This window comes from Sphingomonas sp. 10B4 (assembly GCF_035019905.1).
Classification (GTDB): domain Bacteria; phylum Pseudomonadota; class Alphaproteobacteria; order Sphingomonadales; family Sphingomonadaceae; genus Sphingomonas; species Sphingomonas glacialis.
Genome location: NZ_JASJVC010000014.1, coordinates 37,311 through 58,011, shown reverse-complemented (window position 1 = coordinate 58,011; position 20,701 = coordinate 37,311). Strand labels below are relative to the sequence as shown.

The window sequence follows — 20,701 nt, the reverse complement described above, 5'->3', positions numbered from 1 at the left end:
CGCGACTGAACGGAATGCGAATGCGCTTGTCAGCAATCCGTCAGGAAGCGACGTGCCGGTTACGGCGTATCGCGACCGCCACCGGTGTTGCTCTGGCCGCCCTGACCGCCGCCGACCGCGCCAACGGTGCCGATATTGCCGAACAGTTCGTCGAAGAAGCTGCGCTTCTTGCCGAGCGTCGGCGTGGTCTTGCCCGACGGGCTGATCGACGCGACTTGCTCGACGCCCGATTTGCGCACCGCGGTGACATTGCCCTTCTCGTCGAAACTGATGCGCAGCGTCGTCTGCTCGCGGACCTTGGGGTTGTTGTACGCGAAATTGCGCGTCTCGCGCGACACGTAATACCAGTCGCCCTGGTTGAATTCGGAAGTGAAGCTCGGCTTGCCGAGCGTCGCGAGCACCGACTGGCGATTGTCGGTGCCGGCCTGGACCGAGTTCACGAGATCGGCATCGATGACATAGCCCTGGTGCGACTTGAGCGGCACGCAGGCGCTCGCCCCGAACACGCACGATGCGAGGAGGGCGGCAGCCGTCAACTGGCGGACGGACTTAAGGCTCATCGACACTCTCCAAGGCACCAAAGCTGGCCACGACGCATTGCACCCGCGGACACGAAGCCTCAATATGCCGGGAAAGGCGACCAAACAAGGGCGCGAAGGGACACGAGAGATTTGGGCTGGTTTTCGAAGCTGCTGGGGCGGACGCCCGACGATACCGCGATGCTGCTCTATGATCGGGTGATCGCGCTGGCACGCGCGCCGCATTGGTATGAATCGGGCGGTGTTCCCGACACGCTCGACGGCCGGTTCGACATGGTCGCGGCGGTGCTGTCGCTCGTGCTGCTGCGGCTCGAGGACGTTCCAGAGGCCGGCCCGGCAAGCGCGCGGCTGACCGAGCGTTTCGTCACCGACATGGACGGGCAATTGCGCGAAAGCGGGGTCGGTGACATCGGCGTCGGCAAGCATATCGGCAAGATGATGGGGATGCTCGGCGGGCGGCTCGGCGCGTATCGCGACGGGCTGGCGGCGGGCGACCTCCACCCGGCGCTTGCGCGCAACCTGTACCGCAGCGGCCTGCCCGATGCCGCCGCGATCGCCCATACCGAGGCCGCCTTGTTCGCGCTCCGCGACGCGCTGGCGGCCCGACCGACCGAGTCGGTGATCGCAGGAGATATTGCATGAGCACCCCCGAATTTTCGCGGCTGGAGCGGATCGACACGATCGGCGAGGGCGAGCGCAGCATCGCGATCACCGCGAGCGAGGCCGAGCGCGCCGCGCTGGCAGCGCGATTCGGTCTGGTGTCGGTCGACCGGCTCGAGGCGACGTTTCGGGTCAAGCGCGATGCGGCGGGGATCGTCGCGCGCGGCGCGGTCAGCGCGGCGGTCGTCCAGGCGTGTTCGGTGACCGACGAGCCCTTGCCGCAAAGCGTGTCGGAGGATGTCGCGTTGCGCTTCGTCACCGAACAGGAGGCTGCCGCCGAGGAGGAGATCGAGCTCGATCTCGATGCGCTCGATACGATGCCGTATGATGGCGCGGCGATCGACCTCGGCGAAGCGGCGGCGGAAACGATGGCGCTCGCGCTCGATCCGTTCCCGCGCGGGCCCAATGCCGCGGCGGCGTTGCGCGCAGCGGGCGTGATCAGCGAGGAAGAGGCCAAGCCCGCGGGTGCGCTGGCGGGGTTGAAGGGCTTGTTCGGGAAGGTGTGAGGCTCAGTCCTCGTCGGGTCCGAGCGTCGGATCGAGATCGCGCGGGCGGACGAAGCGCGTCAGCCGTCCGCTCCCGCCGGCAAGCGTCGCCCATTCGCCCGCGAAGCTGATCTCGGCGATCGTCGCGGTCGGATATTTCGCCTCGAGCGCGACGCGCAACGGTTCGTCTGAATCGGGAACGAGCAGCATCGCGAGATCCTCGAGCCCGGGATTGTGCCCGACGAGCAGGAGGTGCACCGCCTCGGCGGGCGCTTCGTGGATGATATCGAGCAAGGTCACTGCCGAGGCGAGGTAGATGCGCCGGTCAAAATGAGGCGCGAGCGTGCGGCCATAGCTGCTCTCGACCTGTTCGAGCGTCTCGACGACCCGCACTGCGGGCGAAGCGACGACATGGTCGAACACGCCGGCGGCATTGCGCAGATGGCCACCGATCAGCGCCGCCGCACGCTTGCCCTTGGCGTTGAGCCCGCGATCGTAATCGCGCAAAGCGGGATCGTCCCAGCCCGATTTGGCGTGGCGGAGCAGCGTCAGCGTCTTGGTGCCGGCGGTCATGCTAAAGTCTCCGTCAGGCGGGTTCGCGCGCCTCATGCCCCGTTTGCACGGCGGAGGGAAGCGCTCCCGCGCGCGCGACCGCTTCGTCGAGCGTACAGCGCGTGATCTTCACCCCCGGCGGGAACGCGCTGAGCAGGCGCGACGGCATTGCGGCGGAAAGCAGGACGAACAGCCCGTGGTCGTCGGCGCGGCGGATCAGCCGGCCGAACGCCTGCGCCATGCGCGCGCGGACGATCCGGTCGTCATAGCGGCTGCCGCCTCCGGCGAGCCGCCGTGCGGCGTGAAGCACGGTCGGCTTGGGCCACGGCACGCCCTCGAGCACGACGAGTCGCAGCGAGCGGCCGGGCACGTCAACCCCGTCGCGCAAGGCATCGGTGCCGAGCAGCGAGGCGGCGGGATCGTCGCGGAAGATGTCGACCAGGGTGCCGGTGTCGATCGGGTCGACATGCTGCGCATAGAGCGGCAGCCCCTCGCGCGCGAGGCGGTCGGCGATGCGGGCATGGACGCCGCGCAGCCGCCGGATCGCGGTGAACAGCCCGAGCATCCCGCCGCCGCTCGCGACGCCAAGCTTGGCATAGGCGTTGGCGAGCGCGCCCATGTCGCCGCGCTTGACGTCGGTGACGATCAGCACTTCGGCCTGATCGGCATAGTTGAACGGCGATGTCGCGGCGAAGCGGCTCGCGCCGCGCAACAGATGGTTGGCGCCAGTGCGCGACTCGGCGACGCCCCAGCCTTCCTCGCCATCGGTCCCGCCGCCGCGCAGCGTCGCCGAGGTGATGAGCACGCCGTGCGCTTGCTTGAGCACGGTTTCGGCGAAGGGCCGCGTCGGGTCGAGCCAGTGGCGGTGAAGGCCGATATCGTATTCGCGCCCCTCGACGCGGTCGACCGCAAGCCAGTCGACAAAATCGGGCGAGGCCGGCCCGCCGATTCGGGCAAGCAGCGACAGCCATGCCGCGACCGTCTCGGCGCGCCAGCCGAGCGAGGCGACAGCACCTTCGATCCGCGCGCGCGCCTGGCCGTCCATCCAGTCGGGCCCTTCCTCGAGCACCGCCTCGAGCCGGCGTCCGAGCGCGACGAGTGGCCGGACGAGCGCATCGAGCGCATGCGCGGCGGGGCCCGCGGCTTCAACCAGCCCGGGGTCGGGCTCGGCGAGTTCGGTCTCGAGCGCATAGCCCGCATCGCCTTCTGCCTCGGCGCGCGCGTAGGTCAGGCCGCGGACGGCCGCGAGCAGCGTCTCGATCGGGCCGAAAGGCGCGCCTTCGCCGATCCGCTGGAGCCAGCCGTCGCTCGCCAGGCCCTGCGCCGCCGCCACCGCATCGGCGATCGCGCGTGCGCCGCCCTCGTCATAGCTCGCCACGTCGGAAAGACGCGCGGCAAGCCCGCGCCGCCGCCCACGTCCGCCCGATTCGGGGCCGAGCACCCAGCGGCGGAGTTCGATCGTCTCGGAGCCGGTCAGCGCGGTCGAGAACATCGCATCGGCGGCATCGAACAGGTGATGGCCCTCGTCGAACACGTAGCGCGTCGGACGCGTGGTCGATTCGCGCCCGCGCGCGGCGTTGACCATCACCAGCGCATGGTTGGCGATGACGAGATCGGCATCGGCGCTGGCGCGCGCGGCCTTTTCGATGAAGCACTTCCGGTAATGCGGGCAGCCGGCATAGACGCACTCGCCGCGCCGGTCGGTCAGCGCGGTCGCGCCGTTGCGGCGGAACAGCGTGGGGAGCCAGCCGGGCAGATCGCCGCCGACCATGTCGCCATCGGCGCTATACGCCGCCCAGCGCGCGACCAGCTGCGCGAGGATCGCGGCGCGGCCGGCGAAACCGCCCTGCAGCGCATCTTCGAGATTGAGCAGGCACAGGTAATTCTCGCGCCCCTTGCGCGTGACGACTTTCGCGCGGCGCGTCGCGGCGTCGGGGAAGAGGCGTGCGCTTTCATGGCCCAATTGGCGTTGCAGCGCCTTGGTGAAGGTCGATACCCACACCGCGCCATCGGCCTTCTCGGCCCAGAGCGAGGCGGGTGCGAGATAGCCGAGCGTCTTGCCGATGCCGGTGCCGGCCTCCGCAAGCACCATGTTGGGTGCGCCGTGCGCCATGCGCGGGGCGAACGCCTCGCGCGCGGCCTGGGCATAGGCGCGTTGGCCTGAGCGTTGCTCGGCGGCGCTGCCCGTCAGTCGCGCAAGCCGCGCCTGGGTCTCGTCGGCATCGAGCGTTACGGTGCGCGGCTGTGGGCGCGGTGCGCCTTCGGACCATTCGCCGAGTTTCGAGAACAGCCACCGTTCGGCGACGTCGGGGGTCTTAAGCCGCTGCGCGAGGATCGGCGCCCAGGTCCAGCGCAGTTTGAACAGCGACTGCGCCGCGGTCCATGCGCCCTCGCGCTCGGGCCAGTCGGTGCGGGGCTCGGTCATGCCGAGCAGCGCCACCGCGGCGTCACGCAGGAAGGCGGCGATCTCGCCATCCTCGCTCGGCGCTTCCAGCCCTGCAACGCGCGCTAAGCCGCGCGGCGTCGGCACCATGAAGCGCGCGGGGCACAGGAAGGCGAACAGTTCGAGCAGGTCGAGCCCCGACAGGTCGGCATAGCCGAGCCGCTGCCCGATCAGCGCAGCATTGAGCAGGATGACGGGGGTATCGGCGGCAATGCGGATCGCCTCGCCGCGTCCGATCGGTCGCGTGCCTTCGGCATCGGCGATCCAGATGCCGCTGTGGCTCGCATGGAGCGCGGGGTAGGGGAGCGCGGTCACGCTGGGTATATCGCGTGGCGGGAACGGAATGGCAACGTTGGAGGGGTCGGATTGCCGGGTTTATACCCTTTCCTATGCCGCTTCCCCGGCGAAGGCCGGGGCCCAGGAGCGAAGGTCGCAGTCTTCGTGCGCAACGCCCGCTTGCAATCGTGCCACGACTGGGCCCCGGCCTTCGCCGGGGAAGCGCTCTGTGGAAGCACCGTTGAGCGCTATAGGATGCCCCGTCCGTCGATCGTCAGCTCCGACATGGTTGCACTGGTCAGTTCGCCCTCGAACGGCACCGTGCGTCGCGCGGCGAAGCCGTCCACTCCCGGCTCCCAGAACTGGTGCACCTCGCCGGTCGGCAAGGCCACGACCCAATATTCGGACACGCCCTGCGCCGCATACATCGCGCACTTCAGGCCGAGATCGCGCACAGCTGTGCTGTCGGCCACCTCGATGACGATCGCAAGGTCGTCGATCTCATAATAGCGCGAGTCCGTCCCGCCGATCGCGACGATGATATCGGGCTGCAACAGGTTGTGTTCCGACAGCGCGAGCGATGCTTCGCAAAACGCCTTATAAGGCGAGCCTAACGCAGCTAGCGCACTCCGCAGACGATAGGTCAGGTCGTTCTTGATATGATTGTGCCGCCGGAATTCCGCGTTCATGACCTCGATCACCCCGTCGATCAATTCGACCTTGCCGTACGCGTCAAACACGCCCGCGCGATCGAGGATGGTAAAATCCTCGATGCGGAGCTTCAGGCGATGCGGCTCGGTCAGGGACGGCGGCATATTCATGGGCTAACCATAGCATTTGCGCTTCCCGCACTAAAGCGTCAAACGCGTGCGCATATGACCGACACAGCCCTCCGCACCGCCGCATTCGATTCCAAGGCCTGGCCGTATGAGGAAGCGCGCAAGCTGCTCAAGCGCTATCCCGATGGCAAGCCGGGCAACCAGCCCGTCATCTTCGAGACGGGCTATGGTCCCTCGGGCCTGCCGCATATCGGCACCTTCAACGAAGTGCTGCGCACGACGATGGTGCGCCACGCGTTCCAGACGCTGTCCGACGCGCCGACCCGGCTCATCGAGTTCAGCGATGACATGGACGGCCTGCGCAAGGTGCCCGACAATGTCCCGAACCAAGCGATGCTGACCGAGCATCTCGGCAAGCCGCTCAGCCGAATTCCCGATCCGTTCGAGAAGTTCGAGAGCTTCGCTGCACACAACAACGCGATGCTGCGCGATTTCCTCGATCGCTTCGGTTTCGAGTATGAGTTCATCTCGTCGGCCTCGCAATATGAAGCGGGCGTGTTCGACGATGCGCTCAAGGGCGTGCTGCGCCATTACGCCGGGATCATGGGCGTGATGCTGCCGACGCTGCGCAAGGAGCGCGCCGCGACCTATTCGCCGATCCTGCCGATCAGCCCCAAGACCGGCATCGTGCTGCAAGTCCCGGTCGAGGTGGTCAATGTCGAGGAGGGCACGATCCGCTTCACCGACAGCGACGGCGAGGTGCTCGTGCAATCGGTGCTCGGTGGCCACGCCAAGCTGCAGTGGAAGGTCGACTGGGCGATGCGCTGGGTCGCGCTCGGCGTCGATTACGAGATGTACGGCAAGGATCTGATCGACAGCGGCGTGCAGTCGGGCAAGATCGCGCGCGTGCTCGGCGGTCGCCCGCCCGAGGGGCTGATCTACGAGATGTTCCTCGACGAAAAGGGCGAGAAGATCTCCAAGTCGAAGGGCAATGGCCTGACGCTCGAGCAGTGGCTCGATTACGGGACGCAGGAGAGCCTGTCGTTCTTCGCGTATCGCGAGCCCAAAAAGGCCAAGCAGCTGCATATCGGCGTCATCCCGCGCGCGGTGGACGATTATTTCCAGTTCCGCGCCAGCTACGCCGCGCAGCCGGTCGAGCAGAAGCTCGGCAATCCGGTGCACCACATCCATGACGGCGACGTGCCGGGGACGAACCCGCCGGTCACTTTCGGCCTGCTGCTCAATCTCGTCGGCGTGCTCGGCGCGGGCGCGACCGCGGAACAGGTCCACGGCTATCTCAGCAACTATGTCGAGGGCGCCATCACGCCCGAGCTCGACGCGCTGATCGGCCATGCGCTGGCGTACAACCGCGATTACGTTGCGCCGACGCTCCAGCGCCGCAAGCCCGAGGGGATCGAGGTCGCAGCGCTCGAACGGCTCGACCGTGAGCTCGCTGCGGTGCAGGCCGACAGCTCCGCGGTCGATCTGCAGAACATCGTCTATGCGATCGGAAACGAAGGCGGCTTCGATCCGCTGCGTGCCTGGTTCGGGGCCTTGTACGAGACGCTGCTCGGATCGAGCCAGGGGCCGCGGATGGGGAGCTTCATTGCGCTCTACGGGGTCGAGAATACGCGCAAACTGATCGCCGAGGCGCTCGCTCGCTAAGCGTACTTGCGGCGATGCGGGGTCGGCGCGGGGTCGGCGCGGGGTCGGCGCGGGCCGATCCCGCTGGTCTTTGTGCGGCGCGGCGATAGGGTGGCGCGATGACCAAGCGCAAAGCCTCTGCGCCGTTCCGCACCGTGCGGTCGGCGCTCCGCACCTTTCTGCATCAAGAGGCGGCGGGCGGGATTGTCTTGATGGCGACCGCGGCGCTGGCGCTGATCGTCGCCAATTCGCCGCTCGCCGAGTCCTATTTCGCGCTGCTCCACCATGCCACCGGCCCGACGCTGGCGCCGGCGATCGGCCCGATGACGGTCCATCTGTGGATCAATGACGGCCTGATGGCGGTGTTCTTCCTGCTCGTCGGGCTCGAGATCAAGCGCGAGCTGATCGACGGGCAATTGGCGAGCCCGGCGCGGCGGCGCTTGCCGATCATCGCGGCGGCGGCGGGGATGGCGGTGCCCGCCTTGGTCTATCTCGCGATCACCGGTGGCGCCGCGGACTTGCGACCCGGCTGGGCGATCCCGGCGGCGACCGACATCGCCTTTGCGATCGGCGTGCTTGCCTTGCTCGGCAGCCGCGTGCCGCCCGCGCTGAAACTGTTTCTGACGACGGTCGCGATCGTCGACGATTGCGGCGCGGTCGCGATCATCGCGCTCGCCTACAGCCACGGCATCGACTGGATCGCGCTTGGCGGTGCGGTCGGCGTATTGCTGGTGATGTTCACCTTGAAGCAGCGCCGCGTATGGGCGCTGTGGCCATATCTGATCGGCTTTGCCGCGCTCTGGTGGCTGATCCTGCTGTCGGGCGTCCATGCGACGATCGCGGGTGTGCTCGCCGCGACGATGATCCCGATCACGCGCTCGCCCGGCGCGCCCGACGACGTACATTCGCCGCTCCATCGGCTCGAACATGCGCTGAGCCCGTGGGTGGCGTTCGGCATCGTGCCGTTGTTCGCGCTCGCCAATGCCGGTGTATCGCTTGGCGGCGTGAGTCTCGCCACGCTCGGCGATCCGCTCGTGCTCGGCATTGCGGGCGGGCTGTTCCTCGGCAAGCAAGCGGGAATCATGGGGGGCGTCGCGCTCGCCGAGCGGCTCGGGATCGCGCAGCGCCCCAAGGGGATGCGCTGGATCCAGCTCTACGGCGTCGCGCTGATCGCCGGGATCGGCTTCACGATGAGCTTGTTCATCGGCGGGCTCGGCTTCCCTGACAGCCCGCATCTGCAGGACGAAGTGAAGATCGGCGTGCTCGCAGGTTCGATCGTCTCGGCGATCGCGGGCTTTCTCATCCTGCGCTATTGGCCGGTACGGAGGACGCATGCGTAATTTCTTCTCGCCCGCGCAGCTTGGCCATGCGCCGGCGCGCGAACTGCACAATGGCGGCTTTACCGCTTATGCCGAGACACCGTCGCGCGCGCAGCGGATCGCGGAGGCGATCGGCGGGGCCGAGGCGCCGCGCGATCACGGCATGGCGGCGATCGCGGCAGTCCACACCCCCGACTATCTCGCTTTCCTGCGCGAAGCCCCCGCGCGCTGGGCGGCGGCGGGGCGGCCCGGCGACGCGATGGGCTATGTCTGGCCAATCGTCGGCCGACGCGCGCTCAAGCTCGATCGGATCGACGGGCAGATCGGGCGCTACAGTTTCGACGCCTCGACCCCGCTCACCGCGCAGACCTGGGATGCCGCCTATTGGAGCGCGCAAAGCGTGCTCGCCGCGACGCACGCGGTGCTCGACGGCGACCGCGCCGCCTTCGCTTTATGCCGGCCGCCGGGCCATCATGCCGGGGCGGATTATTATGGCGGCTATTGTTACCTCAACACCGCCGCGATCGCCGCGCAGGCGGCGCGCGATGCCGGGGCGCGGCGCGTCGCGATCCTCGATATCGATTATCACCACGGCAACGGCACGCAGGACATCTTCTGGGAGCGCGGCGACGTGTTCTACGCGAGCATCCATGCCGATCCCGCGACCGACTATCCCTTCTATTGGGGCCATGCCGACGAGACCGGCGACGGCGACGGGCGCGGGGCGTCGCTCAACCTGCCGCTGCCGCACGGCACGACGCTCGACCCGTTCCGCCGCGCGCAAGGCGTGGCGCTCGATGCGATCACGCGATTCGCGCCCGATCTGCTCGTGCTGAGCTTCGGCGCGGACACGTGGGAGGGCGACCCGATCTCGCACTTCAAGCTGACCAGCGCAGATTATGCGGTGCTCGCGCGCGACATTGCGGCCTGTGGCTGGCCCTGCGTGATCGCGATGGAAGGCGGCTATGCGCTCGACGCGCTCGGTGCCAATGTCGAGAGCCTGCTTACCGGATTTTAGCCGCGATTGCCGGTGTCTTCTTGGGTCCACAGCGCGTAGGCTTGACTTATGTTGGCCGAGTTCCGCGTTACGTTCTCCTTTCGGTCCGTCATTCGTGCGGTGCTGATCGGCATGCTCGTTTTTGCGGCCTCCGCTGCGGCGATCCGCTTCACGCGCTTCGGCGGCGGACCCGCCTGCCTGTGGTTCGCCACCGCGATCCTGATCGTCGAACTGGTGGTGCGGTCGCCCCGCGCCTGGCTCTTGCCGGTGACGGCCGCGATGATCGGGGGCGTCGTGGCGACGGGGCAGTTCGGGATCGGCTATGGCTATGCGCCACTCGTCACCGCATGCACGATCGGCGAAGCGATCCTCGCGGCATGGCTGTTGCGGCGCGGGCGCGGCAGCGGGGCCGATCTCGGATCGCTGCGCGGCGTCTTCCTGTTCATCGCGGTGGCGGGCGGGATCGCGCCCGCAGTCTCCGGGATCGGCGGTGCGGCGACGATCGCGCTGGCGACGCCGACGGGTTTCGCCAGCAACTGGCTGAGCTGGTATCTCGGCCACGCGCTCGGCAATCTCACGCTCGCACCGGTCGTGCTGCTCGCGCTCAATGGCGAGATGTTCGCCGGGATCGCGCGTATGCGCTTGGCACGCAAGCTCGAGGGCGCGGGGCTGATCTTGGTGACGATCGCGGTGACGCGGCTCGTTTTCGGCCAGGAGACGTTTCCGCTGCTGTTCGTGCCGCTCCTCCCGCTGATGATCGCGGCGTTCCGCTTCGGCCGGATCGGCGGCGCGATCACGATCGTGATCCTCGCGACGATCGGCGCGACGTTCACGATCGGCGGGAGCGGCCCGATCCGCATGATCAGCGGCGGCACGTACGAACGCGTGCTGTTCCTGCAATTCTATCTGGCGACCGCGGTCGTCATGACCTTGCTGATCGCGGCCGAGCTCAACCAGCGCAGGCGACTCGTGGTCGCGCTGCGCGCGAGCGAAGCGCGCTATCGCCTGATCACCGACAAATCGACCGATATCATTCTGACGCAGACCGTCGCGGGCGTGATCGATTATGCCTCCGCCTCGATCCTCCCGCTGGCGGGCTATGAACCGGCTGACCTGATCGGCGTCGCGGCCGGAACGCTCGTGCAGTCCGAGGATCTGCCGATCGTGACCAAGACCATCCGCGACGCGCTTGCGAACCCGGCGGCGACCTTCATCGTCGAATATCGCGGGCGCAAGGCTGACGGGACGATGCTGTGGTGCGAAAGCCATACGCGCGCGATCACCGACGAGGATGGCAAGGTCGTCGGCACGGTGAGCGCGATTCGCGACATTTCGCGGCACAAACAGCTGCAGGCTGCGCTCGCGCAGGCGGCGCAGACCGATCCGCTGACGGGGATCGTCAATCGGCGCGCGTTCGACGTGGCGCTCGATCAGCGCCTCGCCGATGTCGCGGCGGGACGCGGGATCGGCGTGTGCGCGGTGCTCGATCTCGACTTCTTCAAGCGCGTCAACGATCGCCACGGCCATGATGCGGGCGACCGCGTGCTGTGCACCTTCGTCGATGTCGCTCGGCGCTCGTTGCGTGCCGAGGACTTGATCGCGCGGCTCGGCGGCGAGGAGTTCGCGCTGATCATCTGGAACGCCGACTTGGCGGAGGCGCATGCGATCTGCGAGCGTTTGCGGCGTGAGGTCGCCGATCTGTCGGTCACGACCGGGTTCGGCGAGGATATCCGCTTCACCTTCAGCGGCGGGCTGGCACCGCTCCGCGCGGGGCGTTCGCGCCAGCATATCCTGCGCCATGCCGACGAGGCCTTGTACCGCGCGAAGAACGCCGGGCGGAACCGGCTCGAACTGTCGCGCTAAGCGCACAAACGAAAGGGGCGGCGCGACCCGGTCGCACCGCCCCTTGCTACGTGAGGTCGCCCTCGCGCTTCGCTTCAGAGCTTCTCGGTCAGCTCCGGCACCAGCTTGAAGAGATCGCCGACCAGGCCGAAATCAGCGACCTGGAAGATCGGCGCGTCTTCGTCCTTGTTGATCGCGACGATCACCTTCGAGTCCTTCATGCCGGCAAGATGCTGGATCGCACCCGAAATGCCGACCGCGACATAGACTTCGGGGGCGACGATCTTGCCCGTCTGGCCGACTTGATAGTCGTTGGGTGCATAGCCCGCATCGACCGCAGCGCGCGATGCGCCGACGCCCGCGCCGAGCTTGTCGGCGAGCGGATCGATCAAGGTGTGGAACTGCTCGCTCGAGCCAAGCGCACGACCGCCCGAGACGATGATCTTGGCCGAGGTCAGCTCGGGCCGCTCAGACGCTGCGATTTCCGAGCCGACATACGTCGATACGCCGGCGTCACCGGTGGTGTCGACCGCTTCGATCGTGCCCGAACCGCCTTCGGTGGCGACCTTCTCGAACGCGGTGCCGCGGACCGAGATGACCTTCTTCGCGTCCTTGGTCTGGACCGTTGCGATCGCGTTGCCGGCGTAGATCGGACGCGTGAAAGTGTCCTCGCTCTCGACCGAGAGGATGTCCGAGATCTGCATCACGTCGAGCAGCGCTGCGACGCGCGGCGCGATGTTCTTGCCGTTGGTCGTCGCGGGCACGAGGAACGCGTCGTGCGATTCCATCAGCTTGGCGACGAGCGGCGCGACGTTCTCGGCGAGCGCATGCGCATAGGCCGCGTCGTCGGCGACATGGACCTTGCCGACGCCGGCGATCTTGGCGGCCGCCTCGGCGACTGCACCGACGCCGTGACCCGCGACAAGCAGATGGACTTCACCGAGCTTGGAGGCTGCGGTGACGGTGGAGAGGGTGGCGTCCTTTACGGACGTGCCATCATGTTCGACCCAGACGAGCGTCTTCACTTTGCGACTCCCATGGACTTGAGCTTGGCGACGAGTTCATCGACGTCGGCGACCTTGACGCCGGCCGAACGCTTGGCGGGCTCGACCACTTTCAGCGTGGTGAGGCGCGGCGACACGTCGACGCCGTAATCGGCGGCGGTCTTTTGTGCGAGCGGCTTCGACTTCGCCTTCATGATGTTGGGCAGCGAAGCGTAGCGCGGCTCGTTGAGGCGAAGGTCGACGGTGATGATCGCGGGGAGCTTGAGCGTCTCGGTCTCCGAGCCGCCATCGACTTCGCGCGTCACGGTGACGCTGTCGGCGCTGAGCTCGACCTTCGAGGCGAAGGTCGCCTGGCCGACGCCGAGCAGCCCTGCCAGCATCTGGCCGGTCTGGTTGTTGTCGTCGTCGATCGCCTGCTTGCCGAGGATGACCAGGTCGGGCTTTTCTTCCTCGACGATCTTGGCGAGGAGCTTGGCGACGCCGAGCGGCTCGACCTTGTCTTCGGTGACGATCAGGATCGCGCGGTCGGCGCCCATCGCGAGCGCGGTGCGCAGCGTTTCCTGCGCCTTCTGCTCGCCGATCGACACGACGACGATTTCGGTGACGCCCTTGTCCTTCAAGCGGATCGCTTCTTCGACCGCGATCTCGTCGAACGGGTTCATGCTCATCTTGACGTTGGCGAGGTCGACCCCGCTTCCGTCCGCCTTCACGCGGGGCTTCACGTTGTAATCAAGCACGCGCTTGACCGGCACCAGCACTCTCATCGGGATTCCTTCCAGGACAGTTTCTTGCTCGGCAGCATCTGGTGGTCAAATGGCGGTTTTGCGCGGTTTTCGCAAGTCCGGTATGCCAGCCAAGCTTGCCGTAGCGGCATCTCGTCCGATTCGAACGCGCCCTCAACGCAAAAGGGCCCGGCGTTTCCGTCCGGGCCCTTCTTTAGCGCAAAGTGCGTTGGTCAGTCCACTCAAGCGGCGGCCTTGACCTCCGCGACGATCTTGCGGGCGGCATCGCCCAGATCGTTGGCGGGGACGATCGCGAGGCCCGAATTGGCGAGGATCGCCTTGCCGGCCTCGACATTGGTGCCCTCGAGGCGGACGACGAGCGGAACCGAAAGGTTCACTTCCTTCGCCGCGGCAACGATGCCCTCGGCGATGATGTCGCACTTCATGATGCCGCCGAAGATGTTGACCAGGATGCCCTTCACGTTCGGATCGGCGAGGATCAGCTTGAACGCGGCCGTCACCTTCTCCTTGTTGGCGCCGCCGCCAACGTCGAGGAAGTTGGCCGGGAACATGCCGTTCAATTTGATGATGTCCATCGTCGCCATCGCAAGGCCGGCGCCGTTGACCATGCAGCCGATGTCGCCGTCGAGCTTGATATAGGCGAGGTCGTACTTCGACGCTTCGAGCTCGGAGGGATCTTCCTCGGTCTCGTCGCGCAGTTCCATCAGGTCCTTGTGGCGGAACAGCGCGTTGTTATCGAAGCCGACCTTGGCGTCGAGCACCATCAGTTTGCCGTCGTCGGTGACGGCGAGCGGGTTGATCTCGATCTGCTCGGCATCGGTGCCCATGAAGGCATCGTACAGCTTCGATGCGACAAACGACGCCTGCTTGGCGAGATCGCCCTTGAGCTCGAGCGCGGCTGCGACGGCACGACCATGATGCGGCATGAAGCCGGTTGCCTGGTCGATGTCGATCGCGTGGATCTTCTCGGGCGTGTCGTGCGCGACGGTTTCGATGTCCATCCCGCCCTCGGTCGAGGCGACCATCGACACGCGGCCGGTGGCGCGATTGACGAGGAGGGCGAGGTAGAATTCCTTGGCGATGTCGACGCCGTCGGTGACGTAGAGGCGGTTGACCTGCTTGCCAGCGTCGCCGGTCTGGATCGTCACCAGCGTGTTGCCGAGCATGTCGGTTGCCGCGGCACGGACTTCGTCAGCGGTCTTGGCGAGGCGGACACCGCCCTTGGCGTCGGGGCCGAGTTCCTTGAACTTGCCCTTGCCGCGGCCGCCGGCGTGAATCTGCGCCTTGACGACATAGAGCGGCCCGGGGAGCTTTTCCGATGCTGCAACTGCTTCCTCGACCGACATTGCCGAGAAGCCCGCGGGAACGGGCACGCCGAATTTCGCCAGGAGTTCCTTGGCCTGATATTCGTGGATGTTCATGAGCGCGTGCCTTTCCAAGGGTCGGGTTTGCGGGGGGCTTAAGCACACACGGGGGTACGAATCCACCCCTTCGCAGTTGCGAACACTCGCTATCGGGCGCGCGCCGCGCTATATCGCCTGCATGTCGCTGATCTCTGGTCTGTTGCTCTTTCTTGCCACCGTCGCTGGGATGGAGCTGTTCGCTTATGCTGCGCATCGCTGGGTGATGCACGGCTTCGGCTGGTTTCTCCACGAGAGCCATCACCGCCCGCGCACCGGCAATTGGGAGCTGAACGACTGGTATGCAGTGATCTTCGCATTGCCGTCGATCACGATGCTGGTGTTCGGCGTCCAGCTCGGCTGGTGGCAGGGCTTTACCTGGATCGGCGCGGGAATCGCGGCGTACGGCGCGATCTATTTCGGCTTTCACGACATCATCGTCCACCGCCGCATCCCGACGCGCTATCTGCCCAAGTCGGCGTACATGAAGCGGATCATCCAGGCGCATCGGCTGCACCATGTCGTCGAAACCAAGGATGGCTCGGTCAGCTTCGGGTTTCTCGTCGCCCCCAAGCCCGAGGATCTGAAGGCCGAACTCAAGCGCCGCAAGCGCGCCGGCGTGCGCGCGCCGGTCGGCCAGACGACGCTCATCCCGGATTGAGCGAACCGCTGCTTTTCTACGCGCTGGCGGTGCCGGCGGTGGTGCTGCTCGGCCTGTCGAAGGGCGGCTTCGCGGGTCTTGGCGCGCTTTCGCTACCGATGCTCGCACTCGCCATCTCGCCGGTGCGCGCGGCGGCGATCTTGCTGCCGATCCTGATCGTGCAGGATGTCGTCGGCGTCTGGGCGTTCCGGCGCGATTGGGATGCGGCGATCCTCGGTTGGATGCTGCCGGGCGCGGGAATCGGGATTTTGCTCGGCTATGTGTTTGCCGCGCAGGTCTCGAGTGCGGCAGTGCTCGCCTTGGTCGGGACGATTTCGGTGCTGTTCGGGCTCTACCGATTGTGGAGCGAGCGCCGCGGCACGGTTGCCGTCGCGGCGCAGGCGCCGGGTTGGGTCGGGTCGCTGCTCGGCATCGCCTCGGGCTTTACCAGCCAGATCGCGCATGCCGGCCAGCCGCCGTTCCAGGTCTATGTCCTGCCGCGGCGGCTGCCGCGCGACGTGCTCGTCGGCACGACCGCGATCTTCTTCGCAGCGGTCAATTGGGCGAAGGTCCCCGCCTATTGGGCGCTCGGCCAGTTCGACCGCGACACGCTCGGTGTCGCGGCGCTGCTGCTGCCCGTGGCGATCGCGTCGACCTTTGCCGGCGTCTGGCTCGTGCGGCGCGTCTCGCCCGAGCGCTTCTACACCGCGATCTACGCGTTGATGGTGCTGGTCGGCGTCAAGCTGATCTGGGACGCGCTCGGCTGATTTAATCGAACAGCGACGACACCGACGATTCGTCGGCGATCCGGCGAATCGCCTCGGCGAGCAGCGGCGCGATCGTCAAATGGCGGATCTTCTTGGCCGAGGCGACGATGTCGTGGCTGCCGAGCGAATCGGTGATGACCAATTCCTCGAGCGCCGAGCTTTCGACTCTTGCGACCGCGCCGCCCGACAGCACGCCGTGCGTGATATAGGCGGCGACGCCGGCTGCGCCCGCCTGCTTGAGTGCGGCGGCGGCGTTGCACAGCGTGCCGCCCGAATCGACGATGTCGTCGATCAGGATGCAGAAGCGCCCCTCGACCTCACCGATGATGTTCATCACTTCGGATTCGCCGGCGCGCTCGCGGCGCTTGTCGACGATTGCGAGCGGGGCGTTGTTGAGCCGCTTGGCGAGCGCACGCGCGCGCACCACGCCGCCGACGTCGGGCGACACGACCATCAAATTGCGATTGCCGTAGCGCGTCAGGATGTCGGCCGACATCACGGGTGCGGCGAACAGGTTGTCAGTCGGGATATCGAAGAAGCCCTGGATCTGCCCGGCATGCAGATCGACCGAAAGCACGCGGTCGGCACCCGCGACGGTGATCAGATTGGCGACGAGCTTGGCCGAGATAGGCGTGCGTGGCCCCGGTTTGCGGTCCTGCCGGGCATAGCCGAAATACGGGATAACCGCCGTGATTCGCTTGGCCGAGGCGCGCTTCAGCGCGTCGATGCAGATCAGCAGCTCCATCAGATTGTCGTTTGCCGGATAGCCGGTCGATTGCAGCACGAAGACGTCCTCGCCGCGGACATTCTCCTGGATCTCGACGAAAATTTCCTCGTCGGCGAAGCGGCGGACCTGCGCGTCGGTCAGCGGCAGCTGGAGATAGGCGGCGACATCGCGCGCGAGCGGCAGGTTCGAATTGCCGGTGAGAAGTTTCATATGGGCCGCCCCTTGCGCTTGCCGAGTTGCAGCCTTCTTAGGAGCGTCGTCGGCTCGGGGAAAGAGACCGCGTGCCCTGCGATGCCGCAACCAGTGCCGCAAAGCGCGTATGGATGCGCGGGCTTGTCGAGAGGGCGCCGCGTCCTCTACCGCTCGTGGCATGACGATCCGCACTCGCTTCGCCCCTTCGCCGACTGGCATGCTGCACGTCGGCAACATCCGCACCGCGCTCCACAATTGGCTGTGGGCGCAAGCGCAGGATGGCGAGTTTTGGCTGCGGATCGACGATACCGATGCCGAGCGCAGCGAAGCGCGCTTTGTCGATGCGATCCGCGCCGATCTCGCCTGGCTCGGGCTGACGATTGCTGGCGAGGAGCGGCAGTCGGCGCGCTTTGCGCTCTATGAGGCGCGCTTTGCGGCGTTGCGCGACGCAGGGCGCGTCTATCCGGCGTACGAAACCGCGCAGGAGCTCGACCTCAAGCGCAAGATCGCCGCCGGGCGCGGGCTGCCGCCGGTCTACGACCGCGCCGCGCTCGCGCTGAGCGACGCCGAGCGGGCGAGTTTCGAAGCCGCTGGCGTCAAGCCGCACTGGCGCTTCAAGCTCGATCATGCCGCGCCGATCGTATGGGACGATCTGATCCGTGGGCCGCAGAAATTCGATGCCGCGACGATGAGCGACCCCGTCATCCGCCGCGCCGATGGGTCGTGGCTCTATATGCTGCCCTCGGCGATCGACGATATGGAGATGGGCATCACCCACGTCGTGCGCGGCGAGGACCATGTCTCGAACACCGCGCTGCAGCTCCAGATGTTCGATGCGATGGGCGTTACACCGCCGGCCTTCGCGCACGAGGCGCTGCTGGTCGGCTCGGAGGGCAAATTGTCGAAGCGGCTGGGCTCGCTCGGCGTCGCGCATTTCCGTGAGGTGGGGATCGAACCCGAGGCGGTGCGGGCGTTGCTCGCACGGATCGGGACGAGCTTGCCGGTCGAACCGCTGGTCGAGACGGCGACGCTGGTCGAGAGCTTCGATTTCGCCAAGTTCGGTCGCGCGCCCGCGCGCTTCGACGAGGCGGAACTTGCCGGGTTGAACGCCAAGATCGTTCATCAACTTGAATTCGCGCACGTCGCCGACCGACTTCCCGCCGGGATGGGCGCGGCGGAGTGGGCGGCGGTGCGGCCCAATCTCCAGACGATCGCCGAGGCGGCCGACTGGTGGGGCGTAATCGAGGGTCCGATCGTCGCCGAGCGCGACTCCGCCGATGCCGACTTTCTCGCCGCCGCCGCGCGGGCCGCCGAGTCGCTCGATTGGGCGGGGGACCCGTGGCAGGCGCTGACCGCCACGCTGAAGGCAGAGACCGGACGCAGCGGCAAGGCGCTGTTCCTGCCGTTGCGGCGTGCGCTGACCGGCCGCGAGCATGGTCCCGACATGAAGGCGCTCCTCCCGCTGATCGGCCGCGTCCGCGCGATTGCGCGCCTGTCGCCCGAGTGAGGCGACAGGATATATTGTCTCTTGCAGGCAGAATGTTATGATGTAACATTCTCTCCATGTCCGGCGCAGAATCGGACGGCATAGATGGAGACGGGACGATGTACGCAGATCGTTATGCCAACCGCCATGGTCTCAACCCCGGCGGAGTCGCCTTCGCGCTCGGCGCCGGCGGCGTGTTGCTGTTCGGGCTTTCGCTGACCGCGCCGCATTTCGTACGCGACATCGTCCCGACGATCACCGCGACCAACATCCCGCTCGATCCGCCACCCCCGCCAAAGCCCGAACCCAAGCCGGTCCCGCAGATCCAGCATGTCGCGCAGCCACTGAAGCCGCCGCCCGAATCGATCGACCTGACCAAGCTCGTGACCCCGGGCGTCCCGAGCGGACAGATCGCCTTGCACATCGATCCGCCGCCGCTTCAGCCGTTTCCCGGCGGCACGGGTGATGTCGGCACGATCGTCAAACCGCCTGCGCCGGTCATTACCATCCCAAAACTCGACTCGCGCTATCTCGGCGCATTCCAGCCGACCTATCCGAGCGACGAGCGCCTTGCCGGGCACGAGGGGCGCGTCGTCGTGCGCGTGCTGATCGGTACCGACGGGCGCGTGAAACAGGTCGAGCAAGTCAGCGCGGCGAGCCCCGCCTTCTTCGAGGCGACGCGCAAGCGCGCGCTCGAGAAATGGCGCTTCACCCCGGGCACGCGCGACGGCGTCGCGATCGAGGCGTGGCAGACGATGGCGGTCCGCTTCGTGCTCGACGAAGAATAGCCGGCGCGGGTGGGCGCGGCAGGGCTGGCATCGCCTCCCTGTCGCGCCTATCTCTTGGCGATGAATTTCCTGCGCTACATTTCCCCGCTGCGCGCTTGGCGCGATATGCGCACCTATATCGTGACGCGGCGGCCGCATCAGCTCGGCTTCATGGGGCTGGCGCTCGCGCTGACCTATGTGATGGTCGTCGGGGTGATCTACGAATCGAAGATCCCGCCCAAGCCGTATCACCGCGACATCATCTATGTGCAGCAATGGCGCGCCGACCGCACCGATGCCGAGATCATCGCGCAGCAGAAGATCGACGGCGTCGAACAGACGCGCCAGGCCAACGAGCTCAAGCGGCTCGAAGCCGAACGCCGCGCGCAGTTCAAGAAGGTCAATGACGGGCTCAAGGCCTACGGGATCTGAGCGTGGCCACGGCTTTCGACGACACGCGCTGGATGGGCGCAGCGCTCGCGCTCGGCGAGCGCGGACGCGGGCGGACGACGCCCAACCCCAATGTCGGCTGCGTTATCGTCGCCGATGGCGTCGTCGTCGGGCGCGGTTGGACCCAGCCCGGCGGGCGGCCGCATGCCGAGGCGATGGCGTTGGCGCAAGCCGGCGAAAAGTCGCGCGGCGCAACCGTCTACACCACGCTCGAACCCTGCGCGCATGTCTCGACGCGTGGGCCGGCGTGCAGCGATCTGCTGCAGCTGGCGGGCGTGGCGCGCGTCGTGATCGCGCTCGGCGATCCTGATCCGCGCACCAACGGCGCTGGCGTCGCGCGGTTGCGCGATGCAGGGATCGTGGTCGATCTCGGTGCGCGCGCCGCTGCCGCGCGCACGGCGATGGCGGGGTTCCTGATGCGGCGCGAGCATGGCCGCCCCGCAGTGACGCTCAAGCTCGCATTGTCGCTCGACGGCGCGACCGCGCTGGGATTGGGCGCGAGTCAGTGGATCACCGGGCCCGAGGCACGCGCGCACGCGCATCTCGAACGCACGCGCCACGACGCGATCCTGGTCGGACGCGCGACGATCGACGCCGACGATCCGACGCTCGACGTGCGCTTGCCCGGACTCGAGGCGCGGTCGCCACGGCGCTTCATCCTATCGCGCACGCCCGACTTGCAGCATCCCGCGCCCGACGGCGCGTTGCCGTGGGAAAATCTCGCGGCTCCAGACGCGATCGGCACGCTCGAAGGAATCGACACCATGCTCGTCGAAGGCGGCCCGACCACCGCCGCCGCGTTCCTCGCCGCCGACCTCGTCGACCGTCTGCTGCTGTATCGCGCGCCGATCATGGTCGGCGGCGGGCGGACCTTGCCCGACATCGGCCTCGCCGATCTTTCCGAGGCGCATGGCCGCTGGACGATGACCGACGCGCGCACCCTTGGCAGCGACCGGCTCGAGGTTTACGAGCGCGTCAGGGAGTAGGCC

20 protein-coding genes are annotated in these 20,701 nt (G+C 67.1%); 12 read left to right on the top strand and 8 right to left on the bottom strand.

Going from position 1 to position 20,701, the window contains the following annotated elements:
* Positions 1-59: 59 nt before the first annotated feature.
* On the bottom strand, positions 60-560 hold the full coding sequence (locus QN347_RS06630; RefSeq protein WP_133191182.1) for an outer membrane protein assembly factor BamE: 501 nt from the start codon (positions 558-560) through the stop codon (positions 60-62).
* Positions 561-671: 111 nt separating this feature from the next.
* Here QN347_RS06630 and QN347_RS06625 point away from each other — a divergent pair, with 111 nt between their 5' ends.
* Together QN347_RS06625 and QN347_RS06620 are read left to right on the top strand one after the other, a co-directional pair.
* Complete coding sequence (locus QN347_RS06625; RefSeq protein ID WP_416194478.1) at positions 672-1,181, top strand: ubiquinol-cytochrome C chaperone family protein; 510 nt, start codon at positions 672-674, stop codon at positions 1,179-1,181.
* Positions 1,178-1,705, top strand: a complete 528-nt coding sequence (locus QN347_RS06620; RefSeq protein ID WP_133191180.1) for a YceD family protein — start codon at positions 1,178-1,180, stop codon at positions 1,703-1,705. The genes QN347_RS06625 and QN347_RS06620 overlap by 4 nt, the downstream gene beginning before the upstream one ends.
* Before the next feature lie 3 nt (positions 1,706-1,708).
* On the opposite strand, the gene QN347_RS06615 is transcribed toward QN347_RS06620, so the two are convergent.
* The 3 genes from QN347_RS06615 to QN347_RS06605 form a co-directional block, all read right to left on the bottom strand.
* Entirely contained in the window at positions 1,709-2,257 is a 549-nt protein-coding gene (locus tag QN347_RS06615; RefSeq protein ID WP_189676547.1) for a SixA phosphatase family protein, read from the bottom strand.
* Between the two features lie 13 nt (positions 2,258-2,270).
* Positions 2,271-4,994, bottom strand: coding sequence for an ATP-dependent DNA helicase (locus QN347_RS06610; RefSeq protein ID WP_322161489.1), 2,724 nt, complete (start codon positions 4,992-4,994; stop codon positions 2,271-2,273).
* Positions 4,995-5,203: 209 nt separating this feature from the next.
* On the bottom strand, positions 5,204-5,776 hold the full coding sequence (locus QN347_RS06605) for a Uma2 family endonuclease (RefSeq protein WP_322161487.1): 573 nt from the start codon (positions 5,774-5,776) through the stop codon (positions 5,204-5,206).
* Positions 5,777-5,830: 54 nt separating this feature from the next.
* Between QN347_RS06605 and QN347_RS06600 the strand changes: the two genes are divergently transcribed.
* The 4 genes from QN347_RS06600 to QN347_RS06585 all read left to right on the top strand — a co-directional run bounded on the left by QN347_RS06600 (position 5,831) and on the right by QN347_RS06585 (position 11,557).
* Positions 5,831-7,399, top strand: coding sequence for a lysine--tRNA ligase (locus tag QN347_RS06600; protein ID WP_322161485.1), 1,569 nt, complete (start codon positions 5,831-5,833; stop codon positions 7,397-7,399).
* Positions 7,400-7,497: 98 nt separating this feature from the next.
* Positions 7,498-8,718 carry a Na+/H+ antiporter NhaA gene (gene nhaA, locus QN347_RS06595; protein WP_322161484.1) on the top strand — a complete coding sequence of 407 codons (1,221 nt, stop codon included), beginning with the start codon at positions 7,498-7,500 and terminating at the stop codon, positions 8,716-8,718.
* Entirely contained in the window at positions 8,711-9,715 is a 1,005-nt protein-coding gene (locus tag QN347_RS06590) for a histone deacetylase family protein (RefSeq protein ID WP_322161482.1), read from the top strand. The genes nhaA and QN347_RS06590 overlap by 8 nt, the downstream gene beginning before the upstream one ends.
* A gap of 48 nt (positions 9,716-9,763) precedes the next feature.
* Positions 9,764-11,557: a diguanylate cyclase gene (locus tag QN347_RS06585; RefSeq protein WP_322161480.1), complete on the top strand. Its 1,794-nt coding sequence runs from the start codon at positions 9,764-9,766 to the stop codon at positions 11,555-11,557.
* A gap of 74 nt (positions 11,558-11,631) precedes the next feature.
* Here QN347_RS06585 and QN347_RS06580 read toward each other — a convergent pair whose 3' ends face one another.
* The 3 genes from QN347_RS06580 to sucC form a co-directional block, all read right to left on the bottom strand.
* On the bottom strand, positions 11,632-12,561 hold the full coding sequence (locus tag QN347_RS06580; RefSeq protein ID WP_133191164.1) for an electron transfer flavoprotein subunit alpha/FixB family protein: 930 nt from the start codon (positions 12,559-12,561) through the stop codon (positions 11,632-11,634).
* Positions 12,558-13,304 (bottom strand): electron transfer flavoprotein subunit beta/FixA family protein, encoded by a 747-nt coding sequence (locus QN347_RS06575; protein WP_322161477.1) that lies wholly within the window; start codon positions 13,302-13,304, stop codon positions 12,558-12,560. Before QN347_RS06575 ends, QN347_RS06580 begins: the two co-directional genes overlap by 4 nt.
* A gap of 200 nt (positions 13,305-13,504) precedes the next feature.
* Positions 13,505-14,704 carry an ADP-forming succinate--CoA ligase subunit beta gene (sucC, locus tag QN347_RS06570; protein WP_133191160.1) on the bottom strand — a complete coding sequence of 400 codons (1,200 nt, stop codon included), beginning with the start codon at positions 14,702-14,704 and terminating at the stop codon, positions 13,505-13,507.
* Positions 14,705-14,825: 121 nt separating this feature from the next.
* Here sucC and QN347_RS06565 point away from each other — a divergent pair, with 121 nt between their 5' ends.
* Positions 14,826-15,344: a sterol desaturase family protein gene (locus QN347_RS06565; RefSeq protein WP_133191158.1), complete on the top strand. Its 519-nt coding sequence runs from the start codon at positions 14,826-14,828 to the stop codon at positions 15,342-15,344.
* On the top strand, positions 15,341-16,090 hold the full coding sequence (locus tag QN347_RS06560) for a sulfite exporter TauE/SafE family protein (protein WP_322161475.1): 750 nt from the start codon (positions 15,341-15,343) through the stop codon (positions 16,088-16,090). Before QN347_RS06565 ends, QN347_RS06560 begins: the two co-directional genes overlap by 4 nt.
* Position 16,091: 1 nt before the next feature.
* Here QN347_RS06560 and QN347_RS06555 read toward each other — a convergent pair whose 3' ends face one another.
* Entirely contained in the window at positions 16,092-17,027 is a 936-nt protein-coding gene (locus QN347_RS06555; RefSeq protein WP_133191154.1) for a ribose-phosphate pyrophosphokinase, read from the bottom strand.
* Positions 17,028-17,187: 160 nt separating this feature from the next.
* Here QN347_RS06555 and QN347_RS06550 point away from each other — a divergent pair, with 160 nt between their 5' ends.
* The 4 genes from QN347_RS06550 to ribD all read left to right on the top strand — a co-directional run bounded on the left by QN347_RS06550 (position 17,188) and on the right by ribD (position 20,698).
* Positions 17,188-18,516, top strand: a complete 1,329-nt coding sequence (locus QN347_RS06550) for a glutamate--tRNA ligase (protein ID WP_322161473.1) — start codon at positions 17,188-17,190, stop codon at positions 18,514-18,516.
* 98 nt (positions 18,517-18,614) lie between these two features.
* A complete protein-coding gene (locus QN347_RS06545) occupies positions 18,615-19,283 on the top strand; it encodes a TonB family protein (protein WP_323493995.1) in 669 nt (222 codons plus the stop codon).
* A gap of 60 nt (positions 19,284-19,343) precedes the next feature.
* Positions 19,344-19,694, top strand: a complete 351-nt coding sequence (locus QN347_RS06540) for a hypothetical protein (RefSeq protein ID WP_133191148.1) — start codon at positions 19,344-19,346, stop codon at positions 19,692-19,694.
* 32 nt (positions 19,695-19,726) lie between these two features.
* Positions 19,727-20,698, top strand: a complete 972-nt coding sequence (gene ribD, locus QN347_RS06535) for a bifunctional diaminohydroxyphosphoribosylaminopyrimidine deaminase/5-amino-6-(5-phosphoribosylamino)uracil reductase RibD (RefSeq protein ID WP_322164154.1) — start codon at positions 19,727-19,729, stop codon at positions 20,696-20,698.
* Positions 20,699-20,701: the final 3 nt, after the last annotated feature.